This is a genomic window from Acinetobacter tandoii DSM 14970 = CIP 107469 (genome assembly GCF_000400735.1).
Lineage (GTDB): Bacteria > Pseudomonadota > Gammaproteobacteria > Pseudomonadales > Moraxellaceae > Acinetobacter > Acinetobacter tandoii.
The window spans coordinates 691,998-716,712 of sequence record NZ_KE007367.1 but is presented as its reverse complement, the minus strand read 5'-3'; the positions used below and the strand labels follow the sequence as shown (position 1 = coordinate 716,712).

Here is a 24,715-nt window from a genome sequence, read left to right as displayed (position 1 = left end):
AAAGAGTCTGATTTAAAATCATCATTTGTATTGCATCAGAATCAAATTTGAAGATTTCGATTGCTGATGCAAATCTCATGTAGGGGGATGTTAATGTTATTTTGTACTGTGTGACATCAAGGCATAAATGCTGAGTCGGCATTGACCACAAAGATGACACAGATGCAAAAAAATGCACAGTATAAGAAAAACCAAAGAATCATTCGTTTAAAGGCTTTATCGGAAATAGAACTGTCTGCATATTTTTCTGGGTTATTTGAACCTTGATCATCTTTCATCACAAAACTCACTCTACTATGGCTTGTAATGATTATGGCGAAGTTCTATTCACTGATGTAGATACACTTTTTAAATAAAAAACTATAACAGAAGAAAAGAATTTCAAACTTCTGTTATGTTTTTTCGTGTAAGTAACGGATGTTTCAAAGGCGTTTTATGACTTAAACCTTAGCTAGCGTAAAGTATCTGCCTTTTATTGAATAAAGGTTTCGAGTCTTGAATAAAGCATTCTATTTTCCTTTAAACTCAGGTTTTCTTTTTTGTACCATTGCCATAACACCTTCATGTGCATCTTCCGATTGGAATAAAGCAGGTAAATAAGAGGCTAAATTCTGTAGGGCATACGCTGAGCCTTTTTGTTGTGCTTCTTGAGCAGAGCAGAGTAAGGCTTGCACGGCTAAGGGTGCTGCTGTAGAAATCTCCTGAGCAATTTGAGTTGCTCGAGTAAGCTGTTGACCGCATGCAACTTTTTCAGAAATAAGATTTAAATCCAAAGCCGTTGCTGCCGTAAAACTTTTCCCAGTCAAAAGATATGGCATCGCTTTTTGCCAACCTGCGGCTTGGACAAAACGTACTGTGGCTCCGCCAAAAGGCATAATGCCACGCAGTACTTCCATTTGTGCAAATTTACAGTCTTCACTGGCAATCACAACATCGGCATTTAACATCAGTTCAATGCCTGCGGTAAAACAGGTACCTTGTACGGCTACAACGACTGGCTTGGTTCTGCTCTTTCCAGTTACTCCCCAAGGATCAATTTGATCAGCACCAAAATTAAAAACACCCTGAGCCAATTTATCTTGCAGTTCAAGCAAATCTAGCCCTGCTGTAAAATGATCACCATGTGCAAAAATAACGGCACATCTTAAAGCGGGGTCGGCTTCATATTCAGTGAGTGCCTGAGATAACGCCAAGATCATGTGACTATCAAAAGCATTTCGTTTACTGGCACGATCTAAACCAATGAATAAAAGATGATCTTGGACTTCACGACTCACGGCTCCATTTGTATTATTCATTGTTATATACCTTGATTATTCAGTTTATTGATCTGCTTTTATTATGGAATGACTTTGATGAAGATAAAGTGGAAAACTGTATTCAAATGATAACCATTAGATCTCATTGTAAAAAATCACTAGGCAGCATAAAAACTTTTAAATCGAATACCTATTAGCTCAATGTGGTAAATTTTCCTTTTGGAAAGGTACACTACTTATTAGATTGAATTGGGACTACGAACAAAGAAAAAAGGAACTTATGACTAAGTTCCTTTTTTGAGCAATTACATAAAAATATTATGCAGATTGCTTAGGATGTACCATGTTTTGTACTGAAAGTACTTCTGCTAGGACTTCATCAGAAAGCAAGTTTTCGGCTTTGATGAGCGCAAGAATACTTTGACCAGATTGGTTTGCTTCTTTGGCAATACGAGTCGTCGTTTCATAGCCAAGGTATGGGTTCAATACAGTAATAATACCAATTGAGTTATCTACCAAGTGTTGGCAATGTTCAGCATTCGCACGGATGTTTTCAATACATTTCAATTGGAACATACGCATTGCTTTACCTAACAAATCAATTGATTCGAAAAGTTTAAAAGCGATTAACGGTTCCATTGCATTTAACTGTAACTGACCCGCTTCAGCAGAAAGGGTAATTGCCAAGTCATTTGCAATAATTTGGTAACATGCCAAGTTCATTGCTTCAGGAATTACTGGGTTCACTTTACCTGGCATGATTGAACTACCTGGTTGACGTGGTTCTAAGTGAATTTCATTTAGACCTGCACGTGGACCACTCGACAATAAACGTAAGTCATTGGCAATTTTAGCAAGTTTAGTCGCTGTACGCTTTAAGAAGCCTGACAATAGAACGAAATCGCCCATGTCTGAAGTTGCTTCAATTAAGTCAGGAGAACTTGAAATGTTCTTTTGCGTAATTTGCGACAACGCTTCAATTGCGTGTAAACGGTATTCAACTTCAGTGTTAATACCTGTACCAATTGCTGTACCTGCTAAGTTCACAACACTTAATGCATTCGGCATGATGCTGTAAAGCATATTCAAGTCATTTTGTAAGGTATTAGCAAATGCACCAAACTCTTGACCTAAAGTCATAGGCACAGCATCTTGCAACTGGGTACGACCCATTTTTAAGATATGCGCAAATTCTTCAGATTTCGCACGGAAGCTATCGATTAAGCTTTGGAATGGTGTGTTAAGTTGATCTAAAGAAAATAATAAACCAACTTTAATTGCTGTAGGGTATACGTCATTGGTTGACTGTGACATATTTACATCATTATTTGGGTGTAAATATTTATATTCACCTTTAGCATGTCCCATATATTCCAAGCCAATATTTGCAATTACTTCATTTGCATTCATATTGGTTGAAGTACCAGCACCACCTTGAATCATATCAATTGGGAATTGATCATGATATAAATCGTTCATCAACTGCTGGCAAGCATGTTGAATTGCATTGTATTTATTTTCTTCTAATTTATTTAATTTAAAATTTGAAACTGCACATGCAGATTTAACCATCGCCAATGCTTTAATGAAAATTGGGAAATGGCTTAATTTATTCGGACTTAAATTGAAATTTTCCAATGCACGAAGTGTTTGTACACCGTAGTAACAATGGAATGGGACTTCTTTAAAACCGAGTAAATCTTTTTCAGTCCGTGATTTAATTTCAATATTCATTAAGAAATGCTCTATAGCGGGAATAATTTTATCTTAGAACTAGAACACCCAGCCTGACTAATGTAAAAAAATATTTATCCATGCATTTTTTGCATAACACTGTATAATTATCAATATCGCTTAGATTATGGACAGCGCAAATGTCATTGGAAATTCGTTGGATTGAAGATTTACTTGCATTAGAACAAGAAAAATCTATCTCAAAAGCGGCCGAACTCAGACATGTAACACAATCTGCCTTTACACGCAGAATTCAAGCCATTGAAGATGCTTTAGGCTTTCAAATTTTAAAACGCTATAGCAAGAATGTAGACTTTACAGATGCTGGTCAAATCCTGCTGTCATCTGCAAAAAATATACAAAATCAATTAGATACAACAATAAAGTATCTGGAAAAAAATATTAGGAACAATGAGCTTTCTATCAAGTTTGCCGTGTCCCATTCGTTAATTACACAGTTTTTCCCTAATTTCATTCACAATTTATATACAGATATTAAAGATCTACAGCTTGAAATTATTGCAGCCAATATGAAACAGGGCATGCGACTGTTGAAAGAAGGTTCATGTGATTTTTTAATTTGCTATTGTGATGAAGAAACTCTAAAACAGTTAGACCATGCAATTTTTGCATTTCATAAAATTGTGAAAATGGAAATTCTTCCCGTTGCATCTGCACGCGATAAATATGAGAAATACAGTTTAGATCAAAATTTTCCGTTGCTGTCTTATAGTAAGCAGGCTTATTTAAGAAAATGTGTCGATCGTGAAATTGAAGATAAATTAGATTATCGAATTTTATATGAAACAGATAATGCTGGAGATTTAAAAGCTTTGGTTTTACAAGGACTAGGCGTTGCTTGGTTGCCTAAATTATTAGTAGAAGAAGAAATTACTGAAAATAAATTACGCGTCTTAGATGGTTATCATTTTTTCCAAGATGTTTATCTTATTCGCAGTAAAGTTATATATTCTCAACGTATGGACTATATATGGAATACTTTAACTAATTAATATGAATTAGGCATTGTATAAATAATATTTTCATCTATTCAATTTATACAATGCCAATATTATTTTTCTAATATAAATAACAAAAATTGTTCTTACATTTACTGGTTCTGCTCATATTTAAAGCACCTTCCTTCATTGCTTCAGCATACAACCTTTTGCGTATTTTTTTATCAATCTGGTCTTAACAATGTCGGTTCTTGTGCCAATTTTTGTGCCAGAAATTCAATCAATACTTTTAGTTTTGGTGGCAAATGTTTTGTCGCTGGGTACAACAACCATGCTCCGCCACTATAGTAGGTTTTAAAATACCAGTTTGACAAAACTTGAATTAACTGCTTATTTTTCATTGCCTTATTGGCTACAAAGAATGGTAAACTGGCAATTCCAAGGTGCTGTAAGGCTGCATCAAGTCGTACTCCTGTATGATTCGCCGCGTAGCGACCTTTGACATGGACTGAAAGGTTTTTGTTCCCTTGTTGAAATTTCCATTTTGAATCTATTGCTTGCTCACCCAAATAGATACACTGATGTTCTTTCAAATCGTGTGGATGCTGAGGTGTACCAAACCTTGATAAATACTCAGGCGTTGCACAAATTACATGGTCTATTTCTAAAAGTTTACGGCCCATCAAACCATCATGTGGCTTCTCTGTAATACGAATAGCTAGGTCGACTTGATCTTCAATTAAATCAACATAACGATCTTCTAATAGTAGTTGAATATCAATTTTAGGATAAAGTCTCAAAAATTCAGGTAAATAGGGGTGAATTAGATAATGCCCAACGGCCTTAGGCACACTCATTCGAATTTGACCTTGAGGTTCTGAGTGAAATTTTTCCGAACTTTCCATTACGGCTTGAGCTGCATTCACCATATCTAGGCAACGCTCGTATACAGCTTGTCCACTTTCACTTATACGTAACTTACGAGTGGTTCTTTGTAGTAGCCGGGTCCCTAATGCTTTTTCCAAACGCGAAATAGCTCGACTGATTGCGGAAGGTGTTGTTCCAAACTGACGCGCTGTTTCAGAAAAACTGCCTGTTTCTACCACTGTTACAAATGTCACCATTTCATTCAGTAAGTTTAAATTTTGATTTGTGCTCATGAAGCAAAAGTTATTTGATAATTTTCTAGATTATCACCCCATAGACAAAGTTATACAATTTTTTCATATTTAGATATGGTTATTATTTCATGATTAAACATCTTTATTTATCTGGTGTTACTGAAAGTTTCGTCGAAGTTGTGGCTTGTACTTTACTGGAAAATGGTCAATTTGAAATTAAATTAGAAAACACGCCATTTCATCCTCAAGGTGGGGGACAACCGAGTGATACTGGATATATTGCAGAGAGTGAAGTTGTCCATGTCGCAATTGAAAATGGCACGATTATTCATCTATGTAAAAGTGCTGTAGCATTAGGTCGAGTATATGCAAAAGTTGATATTCAAGCCCGTCGACTCCACAGTCGTTTGCACAGTGCAGGACATTTGATTGGACATATTGTTGAAAGTTATGGTTGGCAACCAATCAAAGCACAACACTGGCCAAATAATTCAAAAGTACAGTTTTTGGCGACCCAAAACAGTGAACCTGTGGATTCTATGTATTTAGAAACTCGTCTACAAGCCTTTATCGATGCAGATTTAGCAGCAAAGATTACCCTTAATGAGAATGGATTTCGTGAAATTCAGTTTGGTGAATTGAATGCCTATCCTTGTGGTGGAACGCATGTTCTATCTTTATCGGAAGTTGGTAACGTCAAAATTATTAAAATGGAAATAAAGAAAGGCAAACTCACCGTACATTATGCCTTAGCTAAGGGTATTTTAGGATGAATGTCTATTACCATGAGTTTCTTACGCTAACCCTCATACATTTTCTTGCAGTCATTATTCCAGGTCCCGATTTCATTATTAGTGTGCGGCAAAGTACCCAACACGGTTATCGAATCGGCTGTATAACCGCAGTAGGAATTGGTTGTGGCATTTCCGTTCATGTGTTTTATACCCTTATGGGTGTTGGGCTAGTTCTGTCTCAAAATCATATTTTCATGAGTCTTTTTCAAATAATCGGTGCCTTATATTTACTCTATTTAGGCTGGAATTGTTTGAAAGGTGGGTCGACACCAATTGAAATCAATATGGATGTTACCTCTGAACACAGAACGATATCTTATCATCAAGCGTTCATGACTGGTTTTTGGACCAATGCACTGAACCCGAAGGCCACCATTTTTTTCTTGGCCATTTTCACCAGTATAGTCAGCACAACAACACCGTTATATATACAGATCCTGTATGGTGAGTGGATGTGTTTGGTAAATACTTTGTGGTTTATTGCAGTCAGTTTGATTTTTACGCAGCCTAGAATCAGATCAGGCTTTCTGAAATATAATTCTATTTTAGAAAAAGTTATGGGCGTGTTACTGGGTGCAATCGCAATACGGTTAATTTTAGGGATTGAGTTCTAATCATCAATAAAGCATAAAGATATGATAAGGCATTTGAAATTATGGTAATAAAATTTAAATCATTAAAATACAACGAGCTAAGAGGATTAAAACTGCAAATCTTTTGATAGATGCAGTCAATAGCTTAAACTCTTCTAAAATTTTTGACTTTACACCAACAAAATCGAATGTTTGGGGAGAAGTCATGTTTGAGGAAGGTTTCCAGCCATTCGATTATAAATAGTATTAACCTGACTCAAACAAAGAAAGAGCTGATTTTTCGCTCTTACTTTGTTTCTAAACACTTATTTTTTATTACAATTTACAGCTAAAATTCTCGGCTTGCTCACTGTCTCCCTGACCGTTATAACGTGCGATTAAAGGATATGGGCAAAGTGGGCGTGTACGAGTGGCCGACCAATCGGTAGGTAATTCAGTATTCACTTGCCCACTGGCATTGCCTTCACCCCGTGCTCCAGCAATGATTCGATCTGGCGCCTGACCATATTCCACCCAATTGACCAAGGCTGTGAGTGCATCAAACTGATCGGTTGAGATACCACCACGAGAGTGATTCATGCCTGGAACACGAAAAAAACGAACAAAACTTGGAGCATTGCCAGAGGCGTTATTTGGATATTTTTGTAGTAATTTATCGTACCAGTTCTGGGTGTCATCTACAGAAAATACACCGTCAGCAGTGCCCTGAACTACAATCATTTTACCGCCACGTGCAAGGAGTTTATCCAAATTCAACTCATCAGGTGGAATCATAAAAGACATGGCACTTTCTGGGTAGGTTTCATTGGTGGCAGATAATTTTGCATAGTCCACATCAAAATTAAAGTTGAAAGCAAATTGGCGAGAATTGAGCATAACGTCTGGATTTGGTGGAACCTGAAAAATGATTCCGACTGCAACTGGGTCACGTGCTGTACCAACAGATGAATCAAATTTCCAACTCGCCCAATTACTGCCGATCAGCCCCGGATCAAACGGTTGTGTGGCATATAATGCTTCACCTGTTGCATTTACAGGACCCTGATAGATATTGGCAAGCACATCAATTTGATCTGTAGATAAACAACTGCCATCTCGTGTGCTAGAACATACTGGAACATCGCGGTGAATATCAAATGCCGTACGACAAGCTTCAACGTCTTGGACTAAACCATCTGTAATACCATCAAGTCCATCACATTGATTTAAAATAGCTTGCGCCAGCACTTTCCGTTCAGATAGGGTGAGGGCTGTTCTTAAATCGTTTTCATCGGTAGCCACTCGGCGTAATTGTTGCGCCGTATAAAGTTGGGCTGCCGCAGCACGTGGCAAATGGAAACCCGGTGTACTGGCAAGAATCCCATCATACTGATCTGCTAGACGTGTTGCCGCCATCATGGCATGTCGACCACCGTTTGAAGTTCCACCTGCATAAGAACGATCTGGCAATTTTCCATAAGCGGCTTGAATCAGATTTTTCGCCATTGGCGTGAGTTTAGTGATTGCGCCATACCCATAGTCAATTCGAGCTTGTGGGTCTAAGCCAAACAATGGGTTTTGGGCTGCATTGTGTCCCGCATCAGATGAAATAACAGCAAAGCCATCATGCAGGGCATTGGTCAATGGGCCACCGCTGCCCACTTGCCCCGTTGCTGTCGCAATATTGCCATCTGTACCACCATTCCCCTGATAAAGGAAACGACCATTCCAATCTAGAGGTAAGCGCATTTCAAAACCAATTTGATAGGTTTGACCATCTACGGGACTGACGCGTGGATACATGTAGCCTGTAATTAAGCAATGTGCAGCGATGTCTTGCCCCGCAACCTTGAGGCTGCCCGCTTCTTGTAAAGTTGCTGAAGTGATACTGGTGTTTGCATAGTGAAAGCCATTTAAATCTGTACAAGCACCTTTTAAATTGGTGCCCACAGCAGGCGTCACTTGCGGAATTGATACTGTCGCTTGTGGCGTATTTGAGCTGTCATTATCGCTACAGGCTGAAAGACCAATACATAAGGTCAATACACTTAACGGTGTGAACCAATTTTTTTGTTTTAAATTTTTTTGCATTATTGAAATTCCATATCAATCAATGTTGAAGGTTAAGATTGGAGAACCATGAAATTGGCGGTACTTCGTGCAATCATTTTTTGGTTTTGCCATGCTTCGCTTTCAAGGCTCAGAATGGCTTTGCCTTGTTTGGTAAAGCGGCATTTGGTGAGTACAGTTCCCACTTGGCAGGGACGTAAAAAATCCATAGTCAAGTTAATGGTGGTTGCTGGAGTTTGATTATTGGCAAGATAAGCAAACAGCCCCATCACATCATCTAGCATGGCACAGACCATGCCACCTTCTACACTGCCTCGCGGATTGGTAAAGCTGTCCAATGCGACATAACTAATTTCTAGTTCAGTCTGGTCAGCATTCCATTGGATATTATGACCTCCCAGAAGATGATGAATGGGGGGAAGGTTTGTTAAAGTGCTTGGAGTCATAATGAAAGATCCGTTCCTCGAATAATGACGAAAAGATAGATAGAGCTTCGATGCTTATTGCAGCGTGTAAGCGTCATAAATTACGGCTTTGCCTAAACGCATGGCACTCCCGACGGCAACAGTTTGATTCAGCCACGCATATTTGGGTGAGCTGGTTTCAAATTGCATGGTGATTTTGAAATAGTATTTGTTCGGGTCGACATCTTTACCTTGCGCCAGTTGTTGCAGCACTTCTTTTGAGCCATGTCGATAACCTTTGGTTTGTAAATAAATTAAAGCGCCATCATCTGTTTCTAACAGGTAACGTGTATCAATAATGGCAAGTCCTTGATTGTCCACAATTTGCCAATCTGCTCCATTATTTAAAATTCGACCTTTGAGTTGTTTCCCCTGGAAGGTGCCACCTGTAATTGGAATTATTCGACGTTTGCCGCTATCGCTAGTGGTTCCAAGCTCCCAAACAGGTGCATTCAAATCCACGCTAAATTGAGCCAGTGGTTCTAAATGAGGTACTGGCGGATGGTATTGCGTTTCAGCATAGCTCTGGCTGAATAAGCTCAGGCCAAAGCAAAGTCCGAGTATTTTTTTCATTAGAATTTTCTCGCAAAAAAAAAAGAGGTTCTGGCAACAGCAGAACCTCAAGGCATTATTTAAATTTCCAAGTGTAGTCAATGTTAATACGTGTTTCGTTGGACGGTTTGATGTTGGCGGTTGAGAGCATGTTGTTGTCATACATGGCGTAGCGAGCACGTAAACCTAGATTTTTTAATGGCCCGTTTTGCACGGTATAACCAATGTCAAAATCGGTTTCGTGTTCTTTTAAATCGGTTCCACCCAAATTTGGTGCATAAATATTATCGCCTGTGGTGTAACGGGTCATGAAACGTAAACCTGGTACATAGTTTTTGAAGTCATATTCATAACGGAAGCTATAAACACGCTCTTTGGGATTTAAAAATTCCGCAGGCCAAGTATCGATCAGTAGCCCCGTTTCTCCGCCCGTTAAATATGGAAATGCTGTGTCGCCACTATGATGAAAAGTCGCCAAAATAAATTTGTGATTTTGATGTTTCAGTTCAAAATAACCATGAATCAGGTCGTTATCCACCAAACCTGCTTTGGCTTGCCCATCTTCACGGCTGCGGTAGTAACGTAATTGTGAGCTAAAATTATTGCTGTCATTGAATTTGTGATTATAGGTAATGCCAAACATGGACTGGTTATATAGATCCTCTACATCCATATAAAAACTGGTCAGTTTGGTACTTGGAATAAGCTGATAATGACCACCTAGATAATACAGTTGGTCGGTATCGGCACTTTTAAAGCGACCATTGACTGCTGAAATGCGCAGATTTTCCCAGTTAGTTGAATCACGATGATTGACCTGATCGATATACGCCGATTGAAAATCCAGATTTGGAATATCTTTCGATTCTAAGGAAATGCCTCGGTAGGTTTGTGGTAATAAACGGGCAGGTGAGGCAACCAGTACAGGGTTCATTGGTCGAAGTGTTCCAACCTTTAATTCAGTTTTACTGATTTTAGCTTTACCTGTGACTCCAATTTCCCCATAACTGGAAGCAGGTTCATTGGTCACAGTATCTCGTGGTAAATTTCCTGTTCCTGCATAGTCAGCACTAGCATCCAATTTCAACCCAGCCGTCGCTAAAATATCTATCCCAAAACCAATTGTTCCTTCGGTATAGCCTGAATTGGCTTTTAGAATAAATCCTTGTGTCCAGTCTTTAGCGGCTGGGTATTTAGACTGCTCTTGATAATCTCGATCGAAATAAAAATTTCGCGTGGTTAAATCGACTGTGCTGTTATCAATAAAGTTACCAGCAAATACTGAACTGGAGAGCATAAGGGTAGAGTACATCCATAATTTAGACTGCATTGCATTTCTTCCTGAAATATCATTGTTGTTTTACATGCAGACCTCAAACCAAGGTCTGTTCTTCATTTGTCGTTTAAACGAATTATTTTCCGAGCATTTCCCGCGCGACAATTTCTTTCATAATTTCATTGGTGCCGCCGTAAATTTTTTGCACACGCGCATCGACAAAGAAACGTGAAATTGGATATTCCTGCATGTAGCCATAACCACCAAACAATTGCAGTAATTGATCAATCACATCGCATTGAGTATCGGTAATAAAGCATTTCAAGGCAGCAACATGGCTGACACTTAACGCATCTCGACTATATTGTTCCGCACATTGATCGACAAAGGCCTGAGCTGCTTTGGCTTTAATTTGCGTGTTGGCCAACACAAAACGCGTGTTTTGCATGTGACTTAAAGGTTGACCAAAGGCTTTTCGTTGCTGAACATAATCACTGGTGAGTTCAATCGCACCTAAAATTGAACCCAATGCCATCATGGAAATACTTAAACGTTCACGGGGCAATTCCTGCATGAGGTAGGCAAAACCTTGACCTTCTTCTCCCAGTCTTTGATTCTTAGGTACTTTGACCTGATCGAAAAATAACTCAGCGGTGTCTTGGGCATGGAGTCCAATTTTTTTCAGAGATCGCCCTTTTTCAACACCTTCTAATGTAGCATCAACCAATAATAGGGAAATACCCTTTGCTCGAGCTTCAGGATTTGTTTTTGCCACCAAGACAATGAGGTCGGCATGTATCCCATTGGAAATAAAGGTTTTTGAACCATCCACCAGATAATGGTCATCGTTCAAAATGGCTTGAGTACGAATGGCTTGTAAGTCAGAGCCAGCATTGGCTTCCGTCATGGCGATCGCAGTCACCACTTCGCCAGTAACCATTTTGGGTAGCCAATATTGCTTTTGTTCTTCACTGCCTAAGTTTTGAATATATGGAGAAACCAGTTCATTTTGTCCACCAATTGCAACAGCCAAGGAGGTAAAACCTGCTTGTGCAGTTTCCTGTACCAGCATCAGAGAATAGTGAATGGGGGCGCCATAACCGCCATATTCTTCAGGTACATCCACACATAAAAAGCCGTTTTCACCTAACTGGTTCCATAATTGTCTCGGAATCAGACCATCTTCTTCCCATTGCTCATAATGTGGAGTGACAAACTCTTTCAAAAAGCGGCGATAGTTATCGCGAAACAGTTCAAATTCAGTATCTTGTTGCATACTTAACCTTTTTTTGGCAAAAGTAAGGGTAAAGCCCAAAATAAATTGAGTTTTTTTACTGTTATTTCAGTGATTTAGTTGTTTAAAGTTGGGACTCGAATAATCAGCGAATTATCGGTCTGTTTTTGATACAACTCTTCAATTTTCTCGGCACGACGCTTAATAATATTGCCTTGATTGAGATTACCTTTATCGGTGACTTCACCCGCATCCAGTTGCGGTGGTTCAGTTTGCAGATACAGCATAGAAACGCGATTGGAACTTCCTGTTGCATCTTTGTTGTAGTGCATCAAGAATTGACGGAACCATTGCTGGATTTTTGGATGTTTCAAAATTTCTTCAGCGCGATGTTCTGATAAAGACAGCCCTGCATAATCGGCACAGGCATCCAGTTTGGGAAAAATTAAAAAACCAATCGCGTTTAGGTTAGACCCCGTAATACAGACATCTTGAATCAGTAAATTTCCCTGAATCAGCACTTTATTGCGTAAGGTACCAACATTTACAAACGTGCCTGTATTGAGTTTAAAGTCTTCTGCAATACGGCCATCGTACATCAAGCCCTGAGTTGGATCATTGACATCGACTAAGCGAACCGCATCTCCAGTATGGAAAAAGCCTTCTTCATCAAAGACTGTACTTTGCTGATCTTCATTTAAGCGCCAATAACCTTTCATGACATGTTTGCCACGGACACAGAATTCAAGTTTATCGCCATATGGAACCAATTTGATTTCACAGCCGGGTGCAGGGTAGCCAATAAAGCCTGCCATAACACGCGGGCCTGTGGTAAAGGCACAAGAGGGGGCTGTCTCGGTCATGCCAAGGCCACTCATAATGCGGATTTTTTCACCGCAATGTTGCTGTGCAATTCGGTCTAATCGATTCCAACCCGCTTCGGATAAAGCAGCACCGGCAAAGAATAGAATTTTCACTTTGGCAAAAAAGCGATCACGCAATTCAGCATCTTTTTCCAGTGCATCGGTGAGTTCTTCCCAACCTTTGGGTACATTTAAATAAACTGTGGGTGAAATTTCTTTTAAGTTTCGAATCGTCTCATCGAACTTGCCTGCAACAGGTTTACCATCATCGATATAGATAGTGCCGCCGTTATATAAGGCGATCCCGACATTGTGGCTACCACCAAAGGTATGATGCCAAGACAACCAATCGAGTAATACAGGTGGTGTTTCTTCAAACTCTGGGAAAGTTTGTAATAACATTTGCTGATTTACACTTAACATCAAATGTGTAGTTGGAACAGCTTTCGGTAGTTTAGTCGAACCAGAAGTAAACAAAAATTTGGCAATTTGATGTTCGTCTAAACTTTGATAATGCTCTTGCACATTCGTGACAGGCGTATCTAATAGTTCTTGAAAGGCAGTGCAACCATGTTCGCCTAGAATCCCTTTATTGGTAACAACTTCAATCTCCGTTTGGGCGCAACTTTGAATGGCTTTAGCAAAAGCCTGACCATCATTGGCATAAACCATACCCGGAGTAAGTACATCGAAAACATGTTTGAGTTTGCCAAAATCTTGTGAAATCAGTGAATAAGCAGGGGATATGGCAGAAAATGGAACACCAGCCAACATCGCAGCCATCGACAGCGTTAAATGCTCAAGATCATTGCCCGATAAAATAAGCAAAGGGCGCTGCTCGCTCAAATTGCGATTATGTAAGGCTTGGGCAATATGCCATGCACGTTGCAAGGTGTCGGCATAACTGAGTTTAACCCACTCACCTTGAGTATTCCGTTTTGCCGCAAAAATATGCTCTGGTTTGGTTTGTGCAAAATGAATCAGGCGATCAGTCAGTTTTTGCGGATAGCTGTTTAGTTGTTCTTTCGGATGCAGATACAAAACCTGATCTTTGTAGACGTAATCAATATCATGACGCCCAAGTTTTACCAGTCGTTCGCGATCTTGTGATTGAGTGGCATTCATTTGCATTGTTTTTCACTCCATGGAAAGCGCATCACTGCGCTTTTATATTTTTTGCATCATGCAATTTATATTTTATTTCTACGCCAGTCCAAGCCTTAAATTGGATAATGGCGAGGCTGGGTTTGAATGGTAATCCAACGTAATTCGGTAAATTCTGCAATCGAAGCCTTACTGCCAAAGCGTCCGTATCCACTGGCTTTGGTTCCACCAAAAGGCATTTGTGCTTCATCGTGTACGGTTGCACCATTAATATGGCAAATACCTGAGTCAATTTGTTTTGCAACATCCAGTGCTTGTGCAATATTTTGACTAAACACGGCAGCAGATAAACCAAATTCACTGTCATTGGCAACGGCAATGCCTTCTTCAACGTTGCTAAAGCGTTGTACCGTGCAAACAGGGCCAAAAGATTCTTCACGATATAGCAGCATTTCGGGTTGAATATTTAAAACCAAAGTTGGTTGCATGGTGGTGTCTTGTATTTGAATGCCGAGCGGTAAATTTGCCCCTTTACTTTGCGCATCCTCAAGTAAATGTCGAATGCGATTTGCAGCGCGCTGGCTTTCCAATACCCCAAGAGTGTGCCCTTTAAATGCTGGATTTCCTGCATGAATGGTACGGGTCTTTTCAATCAGTTTTTCAATAAATTGATCTGCAATCCCATCTTGAACGAGTACACGTTCGGTAGACATACAGATTTGCCCTTGGTTGAAAAAAGCACCAAATGCAACTGCATTGACAGCCTCATCAACATCAGCTTCATTCAACACCACTACAGGCGCTTTTCCACCAAGTTCGAGTAGAACAGGTTTTAAATATTTGGCCGCGGTTTCTGCAATAATTTTTCCGACTTTGGTAGAGCCAGTAAAATTAATTCGTTTGACCGCAGGGTGCGAAATCAAGCGTTCCACAATTTGTGGTGCGTCTTCAGCAGCATGAGTAATGACATTTACCACACCATCGCCAAGTCCTGCTTCATGCAACACTTGACCAATTAAACGCTGTGTTGCAGGGCAAGCTTCAGATGCTTTGAGTACCACAGTATTACCACAGGCCAGTGGCATTGCTAATGCACGAGTCGGTAAAATTACAGGAGCATTCCAAGGCGCTATGCCAACTACAACGCCACACGGAACACGGATCCCCATTGCCATATTTCCCGGCACATCAGACGGAATAAGACTGCCATCCATTTGTGTGGTCATGGCTGCTGCTTCACGCAACATGTTGGCAGCAAGGTGGACATTAAACCCATACCATGTCGCAGTTGAACCTGTTTCACGCATCCCAATTTCAATAAATTGATCTGTTCTTGCATCCATCAAGTCCGCTGCTTTGAGTAAACGTAAGCGACGTTCAGTAGGAGAAAGTTTCGACCAAATAGGAAAAGCCTTTTCCGCAGATGCTATTGCTAAATCAACATCGGCTAATGTCGCAGCCGCCGCAACACTGGCGACTTGACCATCAATAGGACTAATCCGTTCAAATGTTGCCTGATTCGATGCATCGACAGATTGCCCGTGAATGAGCAATTGCACCGTAGGACTGTTTGGCATGTCTATAGATTCATCTTGTTTTAACTGTACATTGTTCATGGGTTGTATCCTTACTTAACCATTTAAAAAAACCAGAAATTAGCCAGTACGCTTGTAGCTTTGTAAACCTGGTTTAATTGATTTTTCATCTAGGAATTGTTTCAGACCTTCTTGGCGTCCGCCTTCGGTATCGCGATGGTTACATTGATCTAACTTGGCATATAAATAATCTTCATTTTGATCCCAAGTGAGTTCACGACAGCGTTTAAAGCCATTCTTCGCAGTACGCAATACCACAGGGTTTTTCTCTAGTAAAATATTGGCAAGTTCAGTGACTTCTTCTTTAAGTTGAGCCAAAGGCACACTTTTATTGACCAAGCCCATATTTTCCGCTTCTTTTCCGCTGAAAGTCTTGCCCGTCATAATGTAATACAGAGAGGTACGGTGTCCAACAGTATCAGCCATTGCTTTACTGACCAAGTTGCCCGGTGGAATTCCCCAGTTAATTTCAGATAAACCAAAGGTTGCTTCGTCTGCTGCAATAGCCAGATCACAAGCCACTAACGGGGAGAAGCCGCCACCGAAACACCATCCATTAACCATAGCGATGGTTGGTTTTGAATACATACGCAATAATTGCCACTGCCAGCGACAAGAATCACGGCGGATACGCTCTTGTACAATTTCTGGTTGGCTATCCACTTCACGGAAATATTCTTTCAAATCCATGCCCGCAGTCCATGAATCGCCAGCACCTGTAAGAACTACCACGCGAGCCTCTTGATCCAGTTCGATAGTTTCCAATACATCAATCATTTCACGATTCAATGTTGGACTCATGGCATTTTTCTTTTCTGGGCGATTGAATGTGACCCATGCAATTCCATTTTGAACTTTAACATCAACGGTTTCCCAGCGCTTTTCATATGTCATGTGCTTACTCCTTGAATGACAGTTTGTTTGTTCTGTATCCAACATAATATCAGTTAAACTTACATTCAAGTGTTTTTTGAAAAATTTCAAATAAAATTTATAAATCAATGAAAAATATAAAAATTAAATATTATTTAAAATTATATTTAAAATTACTATTGATTTTTTAATCAGTCTAACTGATATTTTATTGGGTGTTCAATGAACAGCACAAAACAACAAAATCTAATGGAAATAACTGTGAAAAAAGGATTGAACTATGGAAAAAGTGTTACATCCGTCAGGAAAGGCGAAAATCACTTTATTGCTGTGTTTTGCCATCGCCATCTTTGAAGGTTTTGATCTTCAATCCATGGGGGTTGCAGCACCGCGCATGCGCGCAGAGTTTATGTTGGATAATGCACAAATGGCCTTGGCTTTTAGTGCAGCAATTTTAGGTACTTTGCCAGGTGCTATTATTGGAGGAAGACTGGCAGATATTATTGGTCGTAAAAAAGTATTAATTTTTAGTATTTTACTCTTCGGAGTCATGTCTTTAGTGACTGCTTTTGCAGCTAATTATGAACTCCTGTTAGTCATTCGCTTTCTAACCGGTTTAGGAATGGGTGGTGCCTTACCCATGATGATTACTTTGGCATCTGAGGCAGTTTCATCTGACCGTAAAGGAACTGCGGTCAGTGTGATGTATAGCGGTATTCCATTTGGAGGGCTATTAACTTCGGTGGTTGCCATGATGTTGGCAGGAGATGCAGAGTGGCGTCATATTTTTTATGTCGGCGGTATTGCACCGATTTTATTAATTCCGTTGTTGTTAAAATTATTGCCTGAATCTAGCGATTATTTGCAAAGAAAAACCCAAAGTCAGCAAACCACATCTTTTATGGAAGTACTGTTTGCCAAAGACCGTCGTATGTCGACCATTCAGATTTGGATCAGCTTTTTCTGTACCCTCGTTGTGCTGTATTTCTTGTTGAACTGGTTGCCACTGTTGATGGGCGCTCAAGGGCTTTCAAAATTAGAGGCAAACTATATTCAAATGGGCTACAACGTAGGCGGCATCTTTGGTTCAATCTTGATGGGTATGATGCTTGATAAAATGCGCATGAGTTTCGTGATCAAATTTATCTATTTGGGTATTTTGGTTTCACTGTGCTGTTTGTCCTTTTCTCCTACTGTGGCTTTACTGGCGTTATCAGCAGTGGGTTGTGGCTTGTTTATTGTGGGTGGGCAATCAGCATTGTATGGTCTGGCAGCGATGTACTATCCGACCGAAATGCGTGGTACGGGTGTGGGTGCAGCAGTGGCAATTGGGCGCATCGGCTCATTTGCAGGTCCACTCTTGGCAGGATTTTTACTGTCGATTGGTAAAAGTGCCACGATTGTAATTGGCTCAAGTATTCCTGTTATTCTGATCGCGGCGATTTCTGCTTTGATGCTTGTCAGAAAGCCTAAACAGCCTGTACAGTTAATACAAAGTTCGACAGCTCGATAAGTCCAAGGAAGTATGGGAGTCTACTCTCATACTTTTTTTAGTTTTAGCTTTTGTGATGAAAATTATGATGCGTTCAAATATCGTTGATAAAAAAATAGAAGATGGTCCACGCTTAAGCTATACCATCGCACGTATAGATCGAGTAATTAGTAAATATTTAACAGAACATTTAAAAGATTTAGACATCACTTTGCCTCAGTTCACGGCCTTATCTGTTTTAGCCTCTAAAAATAATTTATCGAATGCCAAGCTTGCAGAACGTTCGTTTATTAAGCCACAGTCGGCCAATAAAATTTTGCAAGATTTATTGCAACAACAATGGATTGAGAAAACGCCAGATCCAACTCATGGTCGTCGTATTTTGCTTACTGTAACAGAAACTGGTTTGGCTAAATTAGCCGAGTGCAATGCAGTGGTTGAAGCGTTGGAAAGTAAAATGTTGCAGGGAGTTGATATGAATTTGGCTTATTTAATTCGCAATAATTTAGACATTATGGTCAATAACTTAAAACAATCTCAAGTTGAAGCACCTTCAGAGTAAATCAAAAATTAAGCTTTAATATCCCAATGCATATCATGTAGACCTTTTCTCTATTCAAAATGTATTGTCACTTGAGGATTGAACTTGTTAGCATGACTTTGAAATATTTGAACAAGTGTGGCTAGGATGTCTTCAGGACAACAAGTATTAATTAAATTAAGAAAAATGATTATCGCAGGTGAACTTGAAGGCGGTAGTCGCATTGCAGAAATTCCAACAGCAGAGTTGCTTGGGGTATCCCGTCAGCCTGTACGTATAGCTTTTCGACTTTTAGAACAAGAAGGACTGTTGATTAAGAACCCAACCCGTGGTTATACCGTTCGTGAAATTTCAAATGAATTGGTCAATGATGCTTTGGAAGTTCGCGGCGTACTCGAAGGCTTAGCAGCCAAAACTTTAGCCGAGCAAGGTTTATCGGACGTACAGCAACAAACCCTCAAAAACTGTATAGAACAAATTGAACAGCTTTTTGCAGAACATACCGAATTTGGGGATGCAGAATTAGAGCGTTATCATGAATTTAATGTGATTTTTCATGACACGATTATTCAAGGTGCGCAAAATATTGCACTTATTCAAGCCTTGGCAAAAAACAATCAATTGCCTATGGCTTCCGTTCAAGCCATTACTTACGATGAATCACGAGCCTTATCTGAATATCGTCGCTTACACTACGCACATTTGCAGCATTGCTCTATTTATGAAGCTTTACTTCAGCGCCAGTCAGGTCGTGCCGAAACTTTAATGCGAGAACATAGCAGTGTCGCTTTACTCGGTGAAACCGTAAAAAAAATATTGACTGAAGTGTAATGAAAAACTCCTGCTCAATGAATTTGGGCAGGAGTAAAATGAGTATTCCTATAGCTCAATTACCAAATGTTTGGATTTAGCGCGAGAGCAGCAAGGTGTGAACTGATTATTCAAGGCACGTTCTTCGTCAGTCATAAATACATCCCGATGATCTGGAACCCCTGAAACAACACGGGTAATACAAGTACCGCAAATACCTTGTTCGCAAGATACAGGCACATCAAAACCATGTTCTAACAAGGCTTGAGTTACGGTCTGTTCTGCATGAATTTCAATTCGCTTTCCTGTGCCAGCAATTTCCAAAGTAAATGCTTCATCGTTTTCCTGCTTGCTTTGTTGTGCAACAAAATGCTCTTGATGCAGTTGTTCTGGTTGCCAACCTGCTGTTTCAGCTGACTGCATCACAAATTGCATAAAGCCTGTTGGCCCGCAGACATACAAATGTTTAATCACATCGGGTTGTTGTAATACGTTTGCCATATTACATTCAGTATCAACCCGATTTTGAATGTGAAAATGAATCTGCTCTGCAAAGTGTTGGGTTAAATTGCCATAAAAGGCGATCATTTCATGGCTACGTACGAAATAATGCAACTCAAATGGAATATTCTGTGCTTTTAAACGATAAGCCATTGAAAGAATAGGGGTAATTCCAATTCCCCCTGCAAACAATACAGCTTTTTTTGTATTGCGATGCAATACAAATAAATTACGAGGCTGCCCAATACTTAATACATCACCTTCTTGATAGTCATTATGTATGCAGCGTGAACCTCCACGTGAATTTTCATCGTGTAACACCCCAATCACATAGCGATTGTTTTCACTCGAACAATTAGAAAGTGAATATTGTCGTGTAAGTCCATTTTTAAGATGGACATCAATATGCGAACCTGCCTCAAAGCGCGGCAAAGCCGAGCCTGAGCTGGAAACCAGTTCAAATGCACGAATGGAAGGGGTGAGTTGATGAATCTTATTGATAATCACGTCCATGTTTTTATCCTTAAATCACATGAATATTTGGAAATTTGACCACTTCAATTGGGGTTGCAGCCTGTCTTTCTTCACTCAATAAGCGCTCAATAATTTTGCGTGATTGAACTCCGCCCGCATCAATATTAAGCATCAGCAGTTTGCGCTGCGGATTATTGAGAATGTTTTGTTGTTGTTGCTCCAACATTTCCAAATCTTCCGTAAAGATTTTGCCTTGTCCTTCACGAATTTGATCGGTGAGTTCGATATTTTCAGGCTGGAAGTTGCGTGCCATGCCCCAGAAATACCAATGAGAGGTTTCTGTTTCAGGCGTAATAAAATCCACCACGATTGAAGACACTTTTTTGTCTTTAGGGGCGTCATAGCCACCATGACCTGCATGAGCAACACCTACTTCAATATGCACATTACTTGGGGCGAAAAAATGACAACGCTGCCAACGATCTACAGGTACATCATCTGCGAGATGATTGCCACGAAGTGCCATTTGCCAAAAAGGAGGGGCAATCACATTATCCATATAACGTTCGGTAATGACATGATCGCCATCCACTTTGGTGATCGGTAAGGATTCATCAATTTCTTTTTGCCCAATACTGCTGGAATGCACATAGGTTTCATGAGTTAAATCCATGAGGTTATCAATCATTAGGCGATAGTCACAATGAATGTGGAACAAGCCACCGCCATAACTCCATTCAGGGTGATCTGCCCATTCCAGTACAGGCAGTTTGGATTCATCGGCTTGATCTTTTTCACCCGGCCAGACCCAAATAAAACCGAACTTTTCCACCACTGCATAGGCTTTATTACAGGGGAAACCATTGACTCGCTGTGCGGGCATAGCAATGGTTTTTCCTTCGCAGCCCATGACCAGTCCATGATAACCGCAGACCAAATTTCCATCTTCAACATAGCCGAGTGAAAGTGGTGCGCCACGATGTGGACAAAAGTCCTCGACAGCAGCCACTTTATTTTCTTTGCCACGGTAGAAAACAATTTTTTCGCCGCAGATAGTACGACCGAGGGGCTTGTCTTGGATTTCTTCAGGACGGCATGCAACATACCATGCATTTTTTATGAACATTGTAATGACTCCTTGTCAATTATTGGATCCAATTTATGTCGATTTAATGGTCTTGTCAAATGCCATTTGGCATTTTTTATGATTTTTAGTTTGTAATTTATTGGTTTTAGCGAATTCTATATTTTATGAAGTTTACTTTATGGATCCACTTTTCCATTAAATTTAGATTCTTGGGCTTTCTGATAAATGGATCCATATATCATGATTTTGAAACTTTTAAAATCATTTTTGCCTTTATGTTAATAATAACCCCAATTTAATAATTTGATTTATATCATTTTTTAACAATGACATAAAAAACCAAATAAATTGGTTGATTTTATGGATCCAATTATACAGTATAGAAAAAGAGCAGGATGCTTCATAAAAATGATCTGTACATCAGATCACTTTAATTCTTAATTATCCCTTCAAGGCAATTATGGATATGGATATGCATAATCACCCAATGTTGTGTTCCTACATGGTCGTGTGTATTTCCGTTCCTAATTGGGAGATACACAATGCAAAGAAACGTTTTAGACGAAATCAACCACAATAAAATGAGCCGTTATCAATGGTTCGTGATTCTGATTTGTATATTTCTGAATGTCATTGATGGCTTTGACGTTATGGTGATGGCATTCACAGCACCTTCAGTATCCGCAGAATGGGCGTTGTCTGGCGCACAAATCGGGATATTACTCAGTGCAGGCCTATTTGGCATGGCCGCAGGTTCTATTTTCTTGGCACCTCTAGCAGACAAAATAGGTCGTCGCTTCTTAATTCTAATTTGTTTGATTGTTTCTGGATTAAGTATGTCAGCATGTGCATTGGTTCAAAACCACATGATGTTGGCTATTTTACGCTTTATTACAGGTGTTGGCGTTGGTGGGATTCTGGCGAGTAGTAACGTTCTGGCAAGTGAATATGCAAACGTGCGTTGGAGAAGTTTGGCAGTCAGTTTGATGTCTACAGGTTACGGTATTGGCGCAACTTTAGGTGGCGTATTAACGTTCTTCTTAATTGAACATCTAGGTTGGCGTTCAGTTTTTTTAGCAGGTGGTATGACAACACTGATCATGTTTGCCTTTGCTTTGTGGTTATTACCTGAATCACTGGATTATTTATTGGCAAAAAAACCTGCACGTGCGTTAGAAAATACCAATACGATTTTACAACGTATGCAGTTGCAGCATTTACAGGAGCTACCAGAGTATGCTCAAGTCGAACAGCAAAAGGGCAGTGATATAGCGAAATTATTTCGTGGTCATCAGGGGTTTCAAACCTTGTGTCTATGGTTTGCCTTTTTCTTGGTCATGTTTGGTTTTTACTTTGTAATGAGTTGGACGCCTAAAATTTTAATTGCAATGGGCATGTCGCCAGACCAAGGTGTCAGCACAGGAATTTTAATCAGTATCGGTGGTATTTTTGGTGCAGCAATTATTGGGCTTTTAGCTTCACGGATTAAAATTTTCTATGCGCTCAGCTTATTTTTAGGCTCAACAGCACTCTGTATTTTCCTATTTGTTGCTGTTTCATCGCAAGTCAGCATTGCACTACTGGTCGGTTTATTACTGGGCACACTCATTAACGGCTGTGTTGCGGGACTTTATTCAATCTCACCGACCATTTATGAGGCAGAGATTAGAAGTCGTGGTGTAGGTTATGCAATTGGGTTTGGGCGCATTGGAGCCATTTTATCTCCAACCATAGCAGGTCTATTTTTAGATCAAGGTATGAAGCCACAGCATCTTTATGCGTACTACGGCATTGTATTTATCTTGGCAATTTTCCTGATTTTAATCTTGGGTAAAGCGGTGTATCGACATCAAAAAACTCAAAATTATTCACTCAATACATCGATCTAAGTATCTGTTTAAAAATTAAAAGCTGAGATAAAAATGAAAAAGACATCTTTATGGATGGGGATCTGCTTGTGCCCAATTTTTGCCAACATGGCACATGCGCAGTTCATTGCAGATAGTCAGGCCGAAATCACATTGCGAAATTTCTATTTTGATCGGGATTATAAAAAAGATCCTTATCCTTACACTGCCGCTCGAGATTGGGCTCAGGGTTTTATATTCAAAGGACAATCGGGTTATACCGATGGAACCATAGGATTTGGTATAGATGTCCTTGCAATGGCTGGTTTTAATTTATTGGGAAGTCATGCAGATGATTATGCACGAACGGGCTTATTGGCTGTCAATTCGGACAATTCAAGAGATGATTATTATGGAAAAATTGGCGTAACTGGCAAAGTTCGATTGAGTCAAAATGAGCTTTTTGTGGGAGGTCTCGTTCCGCAGCTACCGACAATTTTTTCTTCACCAGCAAGATTATTCCCGCAAACTTATCGTGGTGTAAGATTGGTTTCTACAGAAATCCCTAAGCTGCAATTGGAAGGGTTTTATGTCGATAAAGTCCGTCAAAGAGATTCTATTCACTACACTGACGTCGGTATTGATAATATCAACCATCGCTTTGATCGGGCTGCAACCACTGATCAGTTCTTTACGCTTGGAGGAGTTTACCAACTCAGTGATGCTTATCGTATTCGTATGTATCATGCTGAATTACAGGATATTTATCAGCAACAATTTGTAGGTATTGTAGGTAAGTATCCTATTTCAGATCAGTATAATTTTTTAACCGATGTTCGCTTCTTTAAAAGTAATGATATGGGAAGCGAGAAAATAGGCACTGTAGATAATCGTCACTTAGGTGGATTGTTTGGCTTAAATACACAGGGACATACACTATCGATTGGCTATATGCAGTCTTTTGGTGATACAGGTCTGCCATTTTTATCGGGTGCGGAAAGCCCAGTTGTACTTGATTTTATGAGTTCGGATTACTCCAATAAAAATGAAAAAGTGGTTTCTTTGCGTTATGACTATGATTTTAAAAATGTCCGCCTTGGTGAAACTTCACTCAATGGTTTACGCTTTATGACGCGCTATGCCAAAGGAGATGACATTGATTTATTAACATATGGCGACCGACGTTTTGAAGAAGAATCCTTAGAGTTTGAGCTCGGTTATCGCATACCTGAAGGGAGTTTAAAAGGCTTAGGACTTAGAACACGTTTTTCTCATTATCGAAATGATATGCCAACCAATATGACCTTCCATTCCACAAATGAAACACGTATTAATGTGGATTATAGTTTTAAATTTTAATACGTTTTTCTTCTAGTCTTTTTAAAAGATAGCTTATTGAATATGAATATGAATATGAATATGAATATGAATATGAATATGAATATGAATATGAATAAGCTATCACACAGCGATCTAACTTATAAAACCAACTA

21 protein-coding genes are annotated in these 24,715 nt (G+C 39.7%); 8 read left to right on the top strand and 13 right to left on the bottom strand.

Going from position 1 to position 24,715, the window contains the following annotated elements:
• Positions 1-509 precede the first annotated feature (509 nt).
• Positions 510-1,298, bottom strand: coding sequence for a crotonase/enoyl-CoA hydratase family protein (locus tag I593_RS12830; RefSeq protein WP_016168007.1), 789 nt, complete (start codon positions 1,296-1,298; stop codon positions 510-512).
• Between the two features lie 279 nt (positions 1,299-1,577).
• A complete protein-coding gene (locus I593_RS12825) occupies positions 1,578-2,993 on the bottom strand; it encodes an aspartate ammonia-lyase (protein ID WP_016168006.1) in 1,416 nt (471 codons plus the stop codon).
• 140 nt (positions 2,994-3,133) lie between these two features.
• On the opposite strand from I593_RS12825, the gene I593_RS12820 reads away from it, so the two are divergent.
• A complete protein-coding gene (locus I593_RS12820) occupies positions 3,134-4,006 on the top strand; it encodes a LysR substrate-binding domain-containing protein (RefSeq protein ID WP_016168005.1) in 873 nt (290 codons plus the stop codon).
• Positions 4,007-4,176: 170 nt separating this feature from the next.
• On the opposite strand, the gene I593_RS12815 is transcribed toward I593_RS12820, so the two are convergent.
• Complete coding sequence (locus I593_RS12815) at positions 4,177-5,112, bottom strand: LysR family transcriptional regulator (RefSeq protein WP_016168004.1); 936 nt, start codon at positions 5,110-5,112, stop codon at positions 4,177-4,179.
• Positions 5,113-5,201: 89 nt separating this feature from the next.
• Here I593_RS12815 and I593_RS12810 point away from each other — a divergent pair, with 89 nt between their 5' ends.
• Together I593_RS12810 and I593_RS12805 are read left to right on the top strand one after the other, a co-directional pair.
• Positions 5,202-5,846: an alanyl-tRNA editing protein gene (locus I593_RS12810; RefSeq protein ID WP_016168003.1), complete on the top strand. Its 645-nt coding sequence runs from the start codon at positions 5,202-5,204 to the stop codon at positions 5,844-5,846.
• Positions 5,843-6,481 carry a LysE family translocator gene (locus I593_RS12805; protein ID WP_016168002.1) on the top strand — a complete coding sequence of 213 codons (639 nt, stop codon included), beginning with the start codon at positions 5,843-5,845 and terminating at the stop codon, positions 6,479-6,481. The genes I593_RS12810 and I593_RS12805 overlap by 4 nt, the downstream gene beginning before the upstream one ends.
• 294 nt (positions 6,482-6,775) lie before the next feature.
• On the opposite strand, the gene I593_RS12800 is transcribed toward I593_RS12805, so the two are convergent.
• The 8 genes from I593_RS12800 to I593_RS12765 form a co-directional block, all read right to left on the bottom strand.
• Positions 6,776-8,530, bottom strand: coding sequence for a tannase/feruloyl esterase family alpha/beta hydrolase (locus I593_RS12800; RefSeq protein WP_016168001.1), 1,755 nt, complete (start codon positions 8,528-8,530; stop codon positions 6,776-6,778).
• Positions 8,531-8,562: 32 nt separating this feature from the next.
• Complete coding sequence (locus I593_RS12795; RefSeq protein WP_016168000.1) at positions 8,563-8,955, bottom strand: PaaI family thioesterase; 393 nt, start codon at positions 8,953-8,955, stop codon at positions 8,563-8,565.
• 54 nt (positions 8,956-9,009) lie between these two features.
• A complete protein-coding gene (locus I593_RS12790) occupies positions 9,010-9,546 on the bottom strand; it encodes a DUF3237 domain-containing protein (protein WP_016167999.1) in 537 nt (178 codons plus the stop codon).
• Positions 9,547-9,601: 55 nt separating this feature from the next.
• Positions 9,602-10,855, bottom strand: coding sequence for an OprD family porin (locus I593_RS12785; protein ID WP_016167998.1), 1,254 nt, complete (start codon positions 10,853-10,855; stop codon positions 9,602-9,604).
• An 82-nt stretch (positions 10,856-10,937) separates the two neighbouring features.
• On the bottom strand, positions 10,938-12,077 hold the full coding sequence (locus I593_RS12780) for an acyl-CoA dehydrogenase family protein (protein WP_016167997.1): 1,140 nt from the start codon (positions 12,075-12,077) through the stop codon (positions 10,938-10,940).
• Positions 12,078-12,151: 74 nt separating this feature from the next.
• On the bottom strand, positions 12,152-14,029 hold the full coding sequence (locus tag I593_RS12775) for a feruloyl-CoA synthase (protein ID WP_016167996.1): 1,878 nt from the start codon (positions 14,027-14,029) through the stop codon (positions 12,152-12,154).
• Between the two features lie 89 nt (positions 14,030-14,118).
• Complete coding sequence (locus tag I593_RS12770; protein ID WP_035302035.1) at positions 14,119-15,579, bottom strand: aldehyde dehydrogenase; 1,461 nt, start codon at positions 15,577-15,579, stop codon at positions 14,119-14,121.
• Positions 15,580-15,657: 78 nt separating this feature from the next.
• A complete protein-coding gene (locus I593_RS12765; protein ID WP_016167994.1) occupies positions 15,658-16,491 on the bottom strand; it encodes a p-hydroxycinnamoyl CoA hydratase/lyase in 834 nt (277 codons plus the stop codon).
• A gap of 259 nt (positions 16,492-16,750) precedes the next feature.
• Here I593_RS12765 and mhpT point away from each other — a divergent pair, with 259 nt between their 5' ends.
• The 3 genes from mhpT (at position 16,751) to I593_RS12750 (ending at position 19,334) form a co-directional block, all read left to right on the top strand.
• A complete protein-coding gene (gene mhpT / locus I593_RS12760; RefSeq protein WP_016167993.1) occupies positions 16,751-17,983 on the top strand; it encodes a 3-(3-hydroxy-phenyl)propionate transporter MhpT in 1,233 nt (410 codons plus the stop codon).
• 64 nt (positions 17,984-18,047) lie between these two features.
• Positions 18,048-18,524 carry a MarR family winged helix-turn-helix transcriptional regulator gene (locus I593_RS12755; protein ID WP_026441004.1) on the top strand — a complete coding sequence of 159 codons (477 nt, stop codon included), beginning with the start codon at positions 18,048-18,050 and terminating at the stop codon, positions 18,522-18,524.
• A gap of 126 nt (positions 18,525-18,650) precedes the next feature.
• Complete coding sequence (locus tag I593_RS12750; RefSeq protein ID WP_016167991.1) at positions 18,651-19,334, top strand: GntR family transcriptional regulator; 684 nt, start codon at positions 18,651-18,653, stop codon at positions 19,332-19,334.
• Positions 19,335-19,382: 48 nt separating this feature from the next.
• Here the strand turns inward: I593_RS12750 and I593_RS12745 are convergent, their stop codons facing one another.
• Complete coding sequence (locus I593_RS12745; RefSeq protein ID WP_016167990.1) at positions 19,383-20,327, bottom strand: PDR/VanB family oxidoreductase; 945 nt, start codon at positions 20,325-20,327, stop codon at positions 19,383-19,385.
• Between the two features lie 10 nt (positions 20,328-20,337).
• Positions 20,338-21,414 carry an aromatic ring-hydroxylating dioxygenase subunit alpha gene (locus I593_RS12740; protein ID WP_016167989.1) on the bottom strand — a complete coding sequence of 359 codons (1,077 nt, stop codon included), beginning with the start codon at positions 21,412-21,414 and terminating at the stop codon, positions 20,338-20,340.
• A gap of 503 nt (positions 21,415-21,917) precedes the next feature.
• Here I593_RS12740 and I593_RS12735 point away from each other — a divergent pair.
• The gene (locus tag I593_RS12735; RefSeq protein WP_016167988.1) at positions 21,918-23,264 is read left to right on the top strand and encodes an MFS transporter; all 1,347 of its coding nucleotides are present in this window, start codon (positions 21,918-21,920) and stop codon (positions 23,262-23,264) included.
• Positions 23,265-23,297: 33 nt separating this feature from the next.
• Positions 23,298-24,581, top strand: coding sequence for an OprD family outer membrane porin (locus tag I593_RS12730; protein ID WP_016167987.1), 1,284 nt, complete (start codon positions 23,298-23,300; stop codon positions 24,579-24,581).
• Positions 24,582-24,715 lie beyond the last annotated feature (134 nt).

Excerpts from the sequence above, each read along its gene's own strand:
- I593_RS12830 (WP_016168007.1), bottom strand. The coding sequence starts at position 1,298 with ATGAATAATACAAATGGAGCCGTGAGTCGTGAAGTCCAAGATCATCTT.
- I593_RS12825 (WP_016168006.1), bottom strand. The coding sequence starts at position 2,993 with ATGAATATTGAAATTAAATCACGGACTGAAAAAGATTTACTCGGTTTT.
- I593_RS12820 (WP_016168005.1), top strand. The coding sequence starts at position 3,134 with ATGTCATTGGAAATTCGTTGGATTGAAGATTTACTTGCATTAGAACAA.
- I593_RS12815 (WP_016168004.1), bottom strand. The coding sequence starts at position 5,112 with ATGAGCACAAATCAAAATTTAAACTTACTGAATGAAATGGTGACATTT.
- I593_RS12810 (WP_016168003.1), top strand. The coding sequence starts at position 5,202 with ATGATTAAACATCTTTATTTATCTGGTGTTACTGAAAGTTTCGTCGAA.
- I593_RS12805 (WP_016168002.1), top strand. The coding sequence starts at position 5,843 with ATGAATGTCTATTACCATGAGTTTCTTACGCTAACCCTCATACATTTT.
- I593_RS12800 (WP_016168001.1), bottom strand. The coding sequence starts at position 8,530 with ATGCAAAAAAATTTAAAACAAAAAAATTGGTTCACACCGTTAAGTGTA.
- I593_RS12795 (WP_016168000.1), bottom strand. The coding sequence starts at position 8,955 with ATGACTCCAAGCACTTTAACAAACCTTCCCCCCATTCATCATCTTCTG.
- I593_RS12790 (WP_016167999.1), bottom strand. The coding sequence starts at position 9,546 with ATGAAAAAAATACTCGGACTTTGCTTTGGCCTGAGCTTATTCAGCCAG.
- I593_RS12785 (WP_016167998.1), bottom strand. The coding sequence starts at position 10,855 with ATGCAGTCTAAATTATGGATGTACTCTACCCTTATGCTCTCCAGTTCA.
- I593_RS12780 (WP_016167997.1), bottom strand. The coding sequence starts at position 12,077 with ATGCAACAAGATACTGAATTTGAACTGTTTCGCGATAACTATCGCCGC.
- I593_RS12775 (WP_016167996.1), bottom strand. The coding sequence starts at position 14,029 with ATGCAAATGAATGCCACTCAATCACAAGATCGCGAACGACTGGTAAAA.
- I593_RS12770 (WP_035302035.1), bottom strand. The coding sequence starts at position 15,579 with ATGCCAAACAGTCCTACGGTGCAATTGCTCATTCACGGGCAATCTGTC.
- I593_RS12765 (WP_016167994.1), bottom strand. The coding sequence starts at position 16,491 with ATGACATATGAAAAGCGCTGGGAAACCGTTGATGTTAAAGTTCAAAAT.
- mhpT (WP_016167993.1), top strand. The coding sequence starts at position 16,751 with ATGGAAAAAGTGTTACATCCGTCAGGAAAGGCGAAAATCACTTTATTG.
- I593_RS12755 (WP_026441004.1), top strand. The coding sequence starts at position 18,048 with ATGATGCGTTCAAATATCGTTGATAAAAAAATAGAAGATGGTCCACGC.
- I593_RS12750 (WP_016167991.1), top strand. The coding sequence starts at position 18,651 with ATGTCTTCAGGACAACAAGTATTAATTAAATTAAGAAAAATGATTATC.
- I593_RS12745 (WP_016167990.1), bottom strand. The coding sequence starts at position 20,327 with ATGGACGTGATTATCAATAAGATTCATCAACTCACCCCTTCCATTCGT.
- I593_RS12740 (WP_016167989.1), bottom strand. The coding sequence starts at position 21,414 with ATGTTCATAAAAAATGCATGGTATGTTGCATGCCGTCCTGAAGAAATC.
- I593_RS12735 (WP_016167988.1), top strand. The coding sequence starts at position 21,918 with ATGCAAAGAAACGTTTTAGACGAAATCAACCACAATAAAATGAGCCGT.
- I593_RS12730 (WP_016167987.1), top strand. The coding sequence starts at position 23,298 with ATGAAAAAGACATCTTTATGGATGGGGATCTGCTTGTGCCCAATTTTT.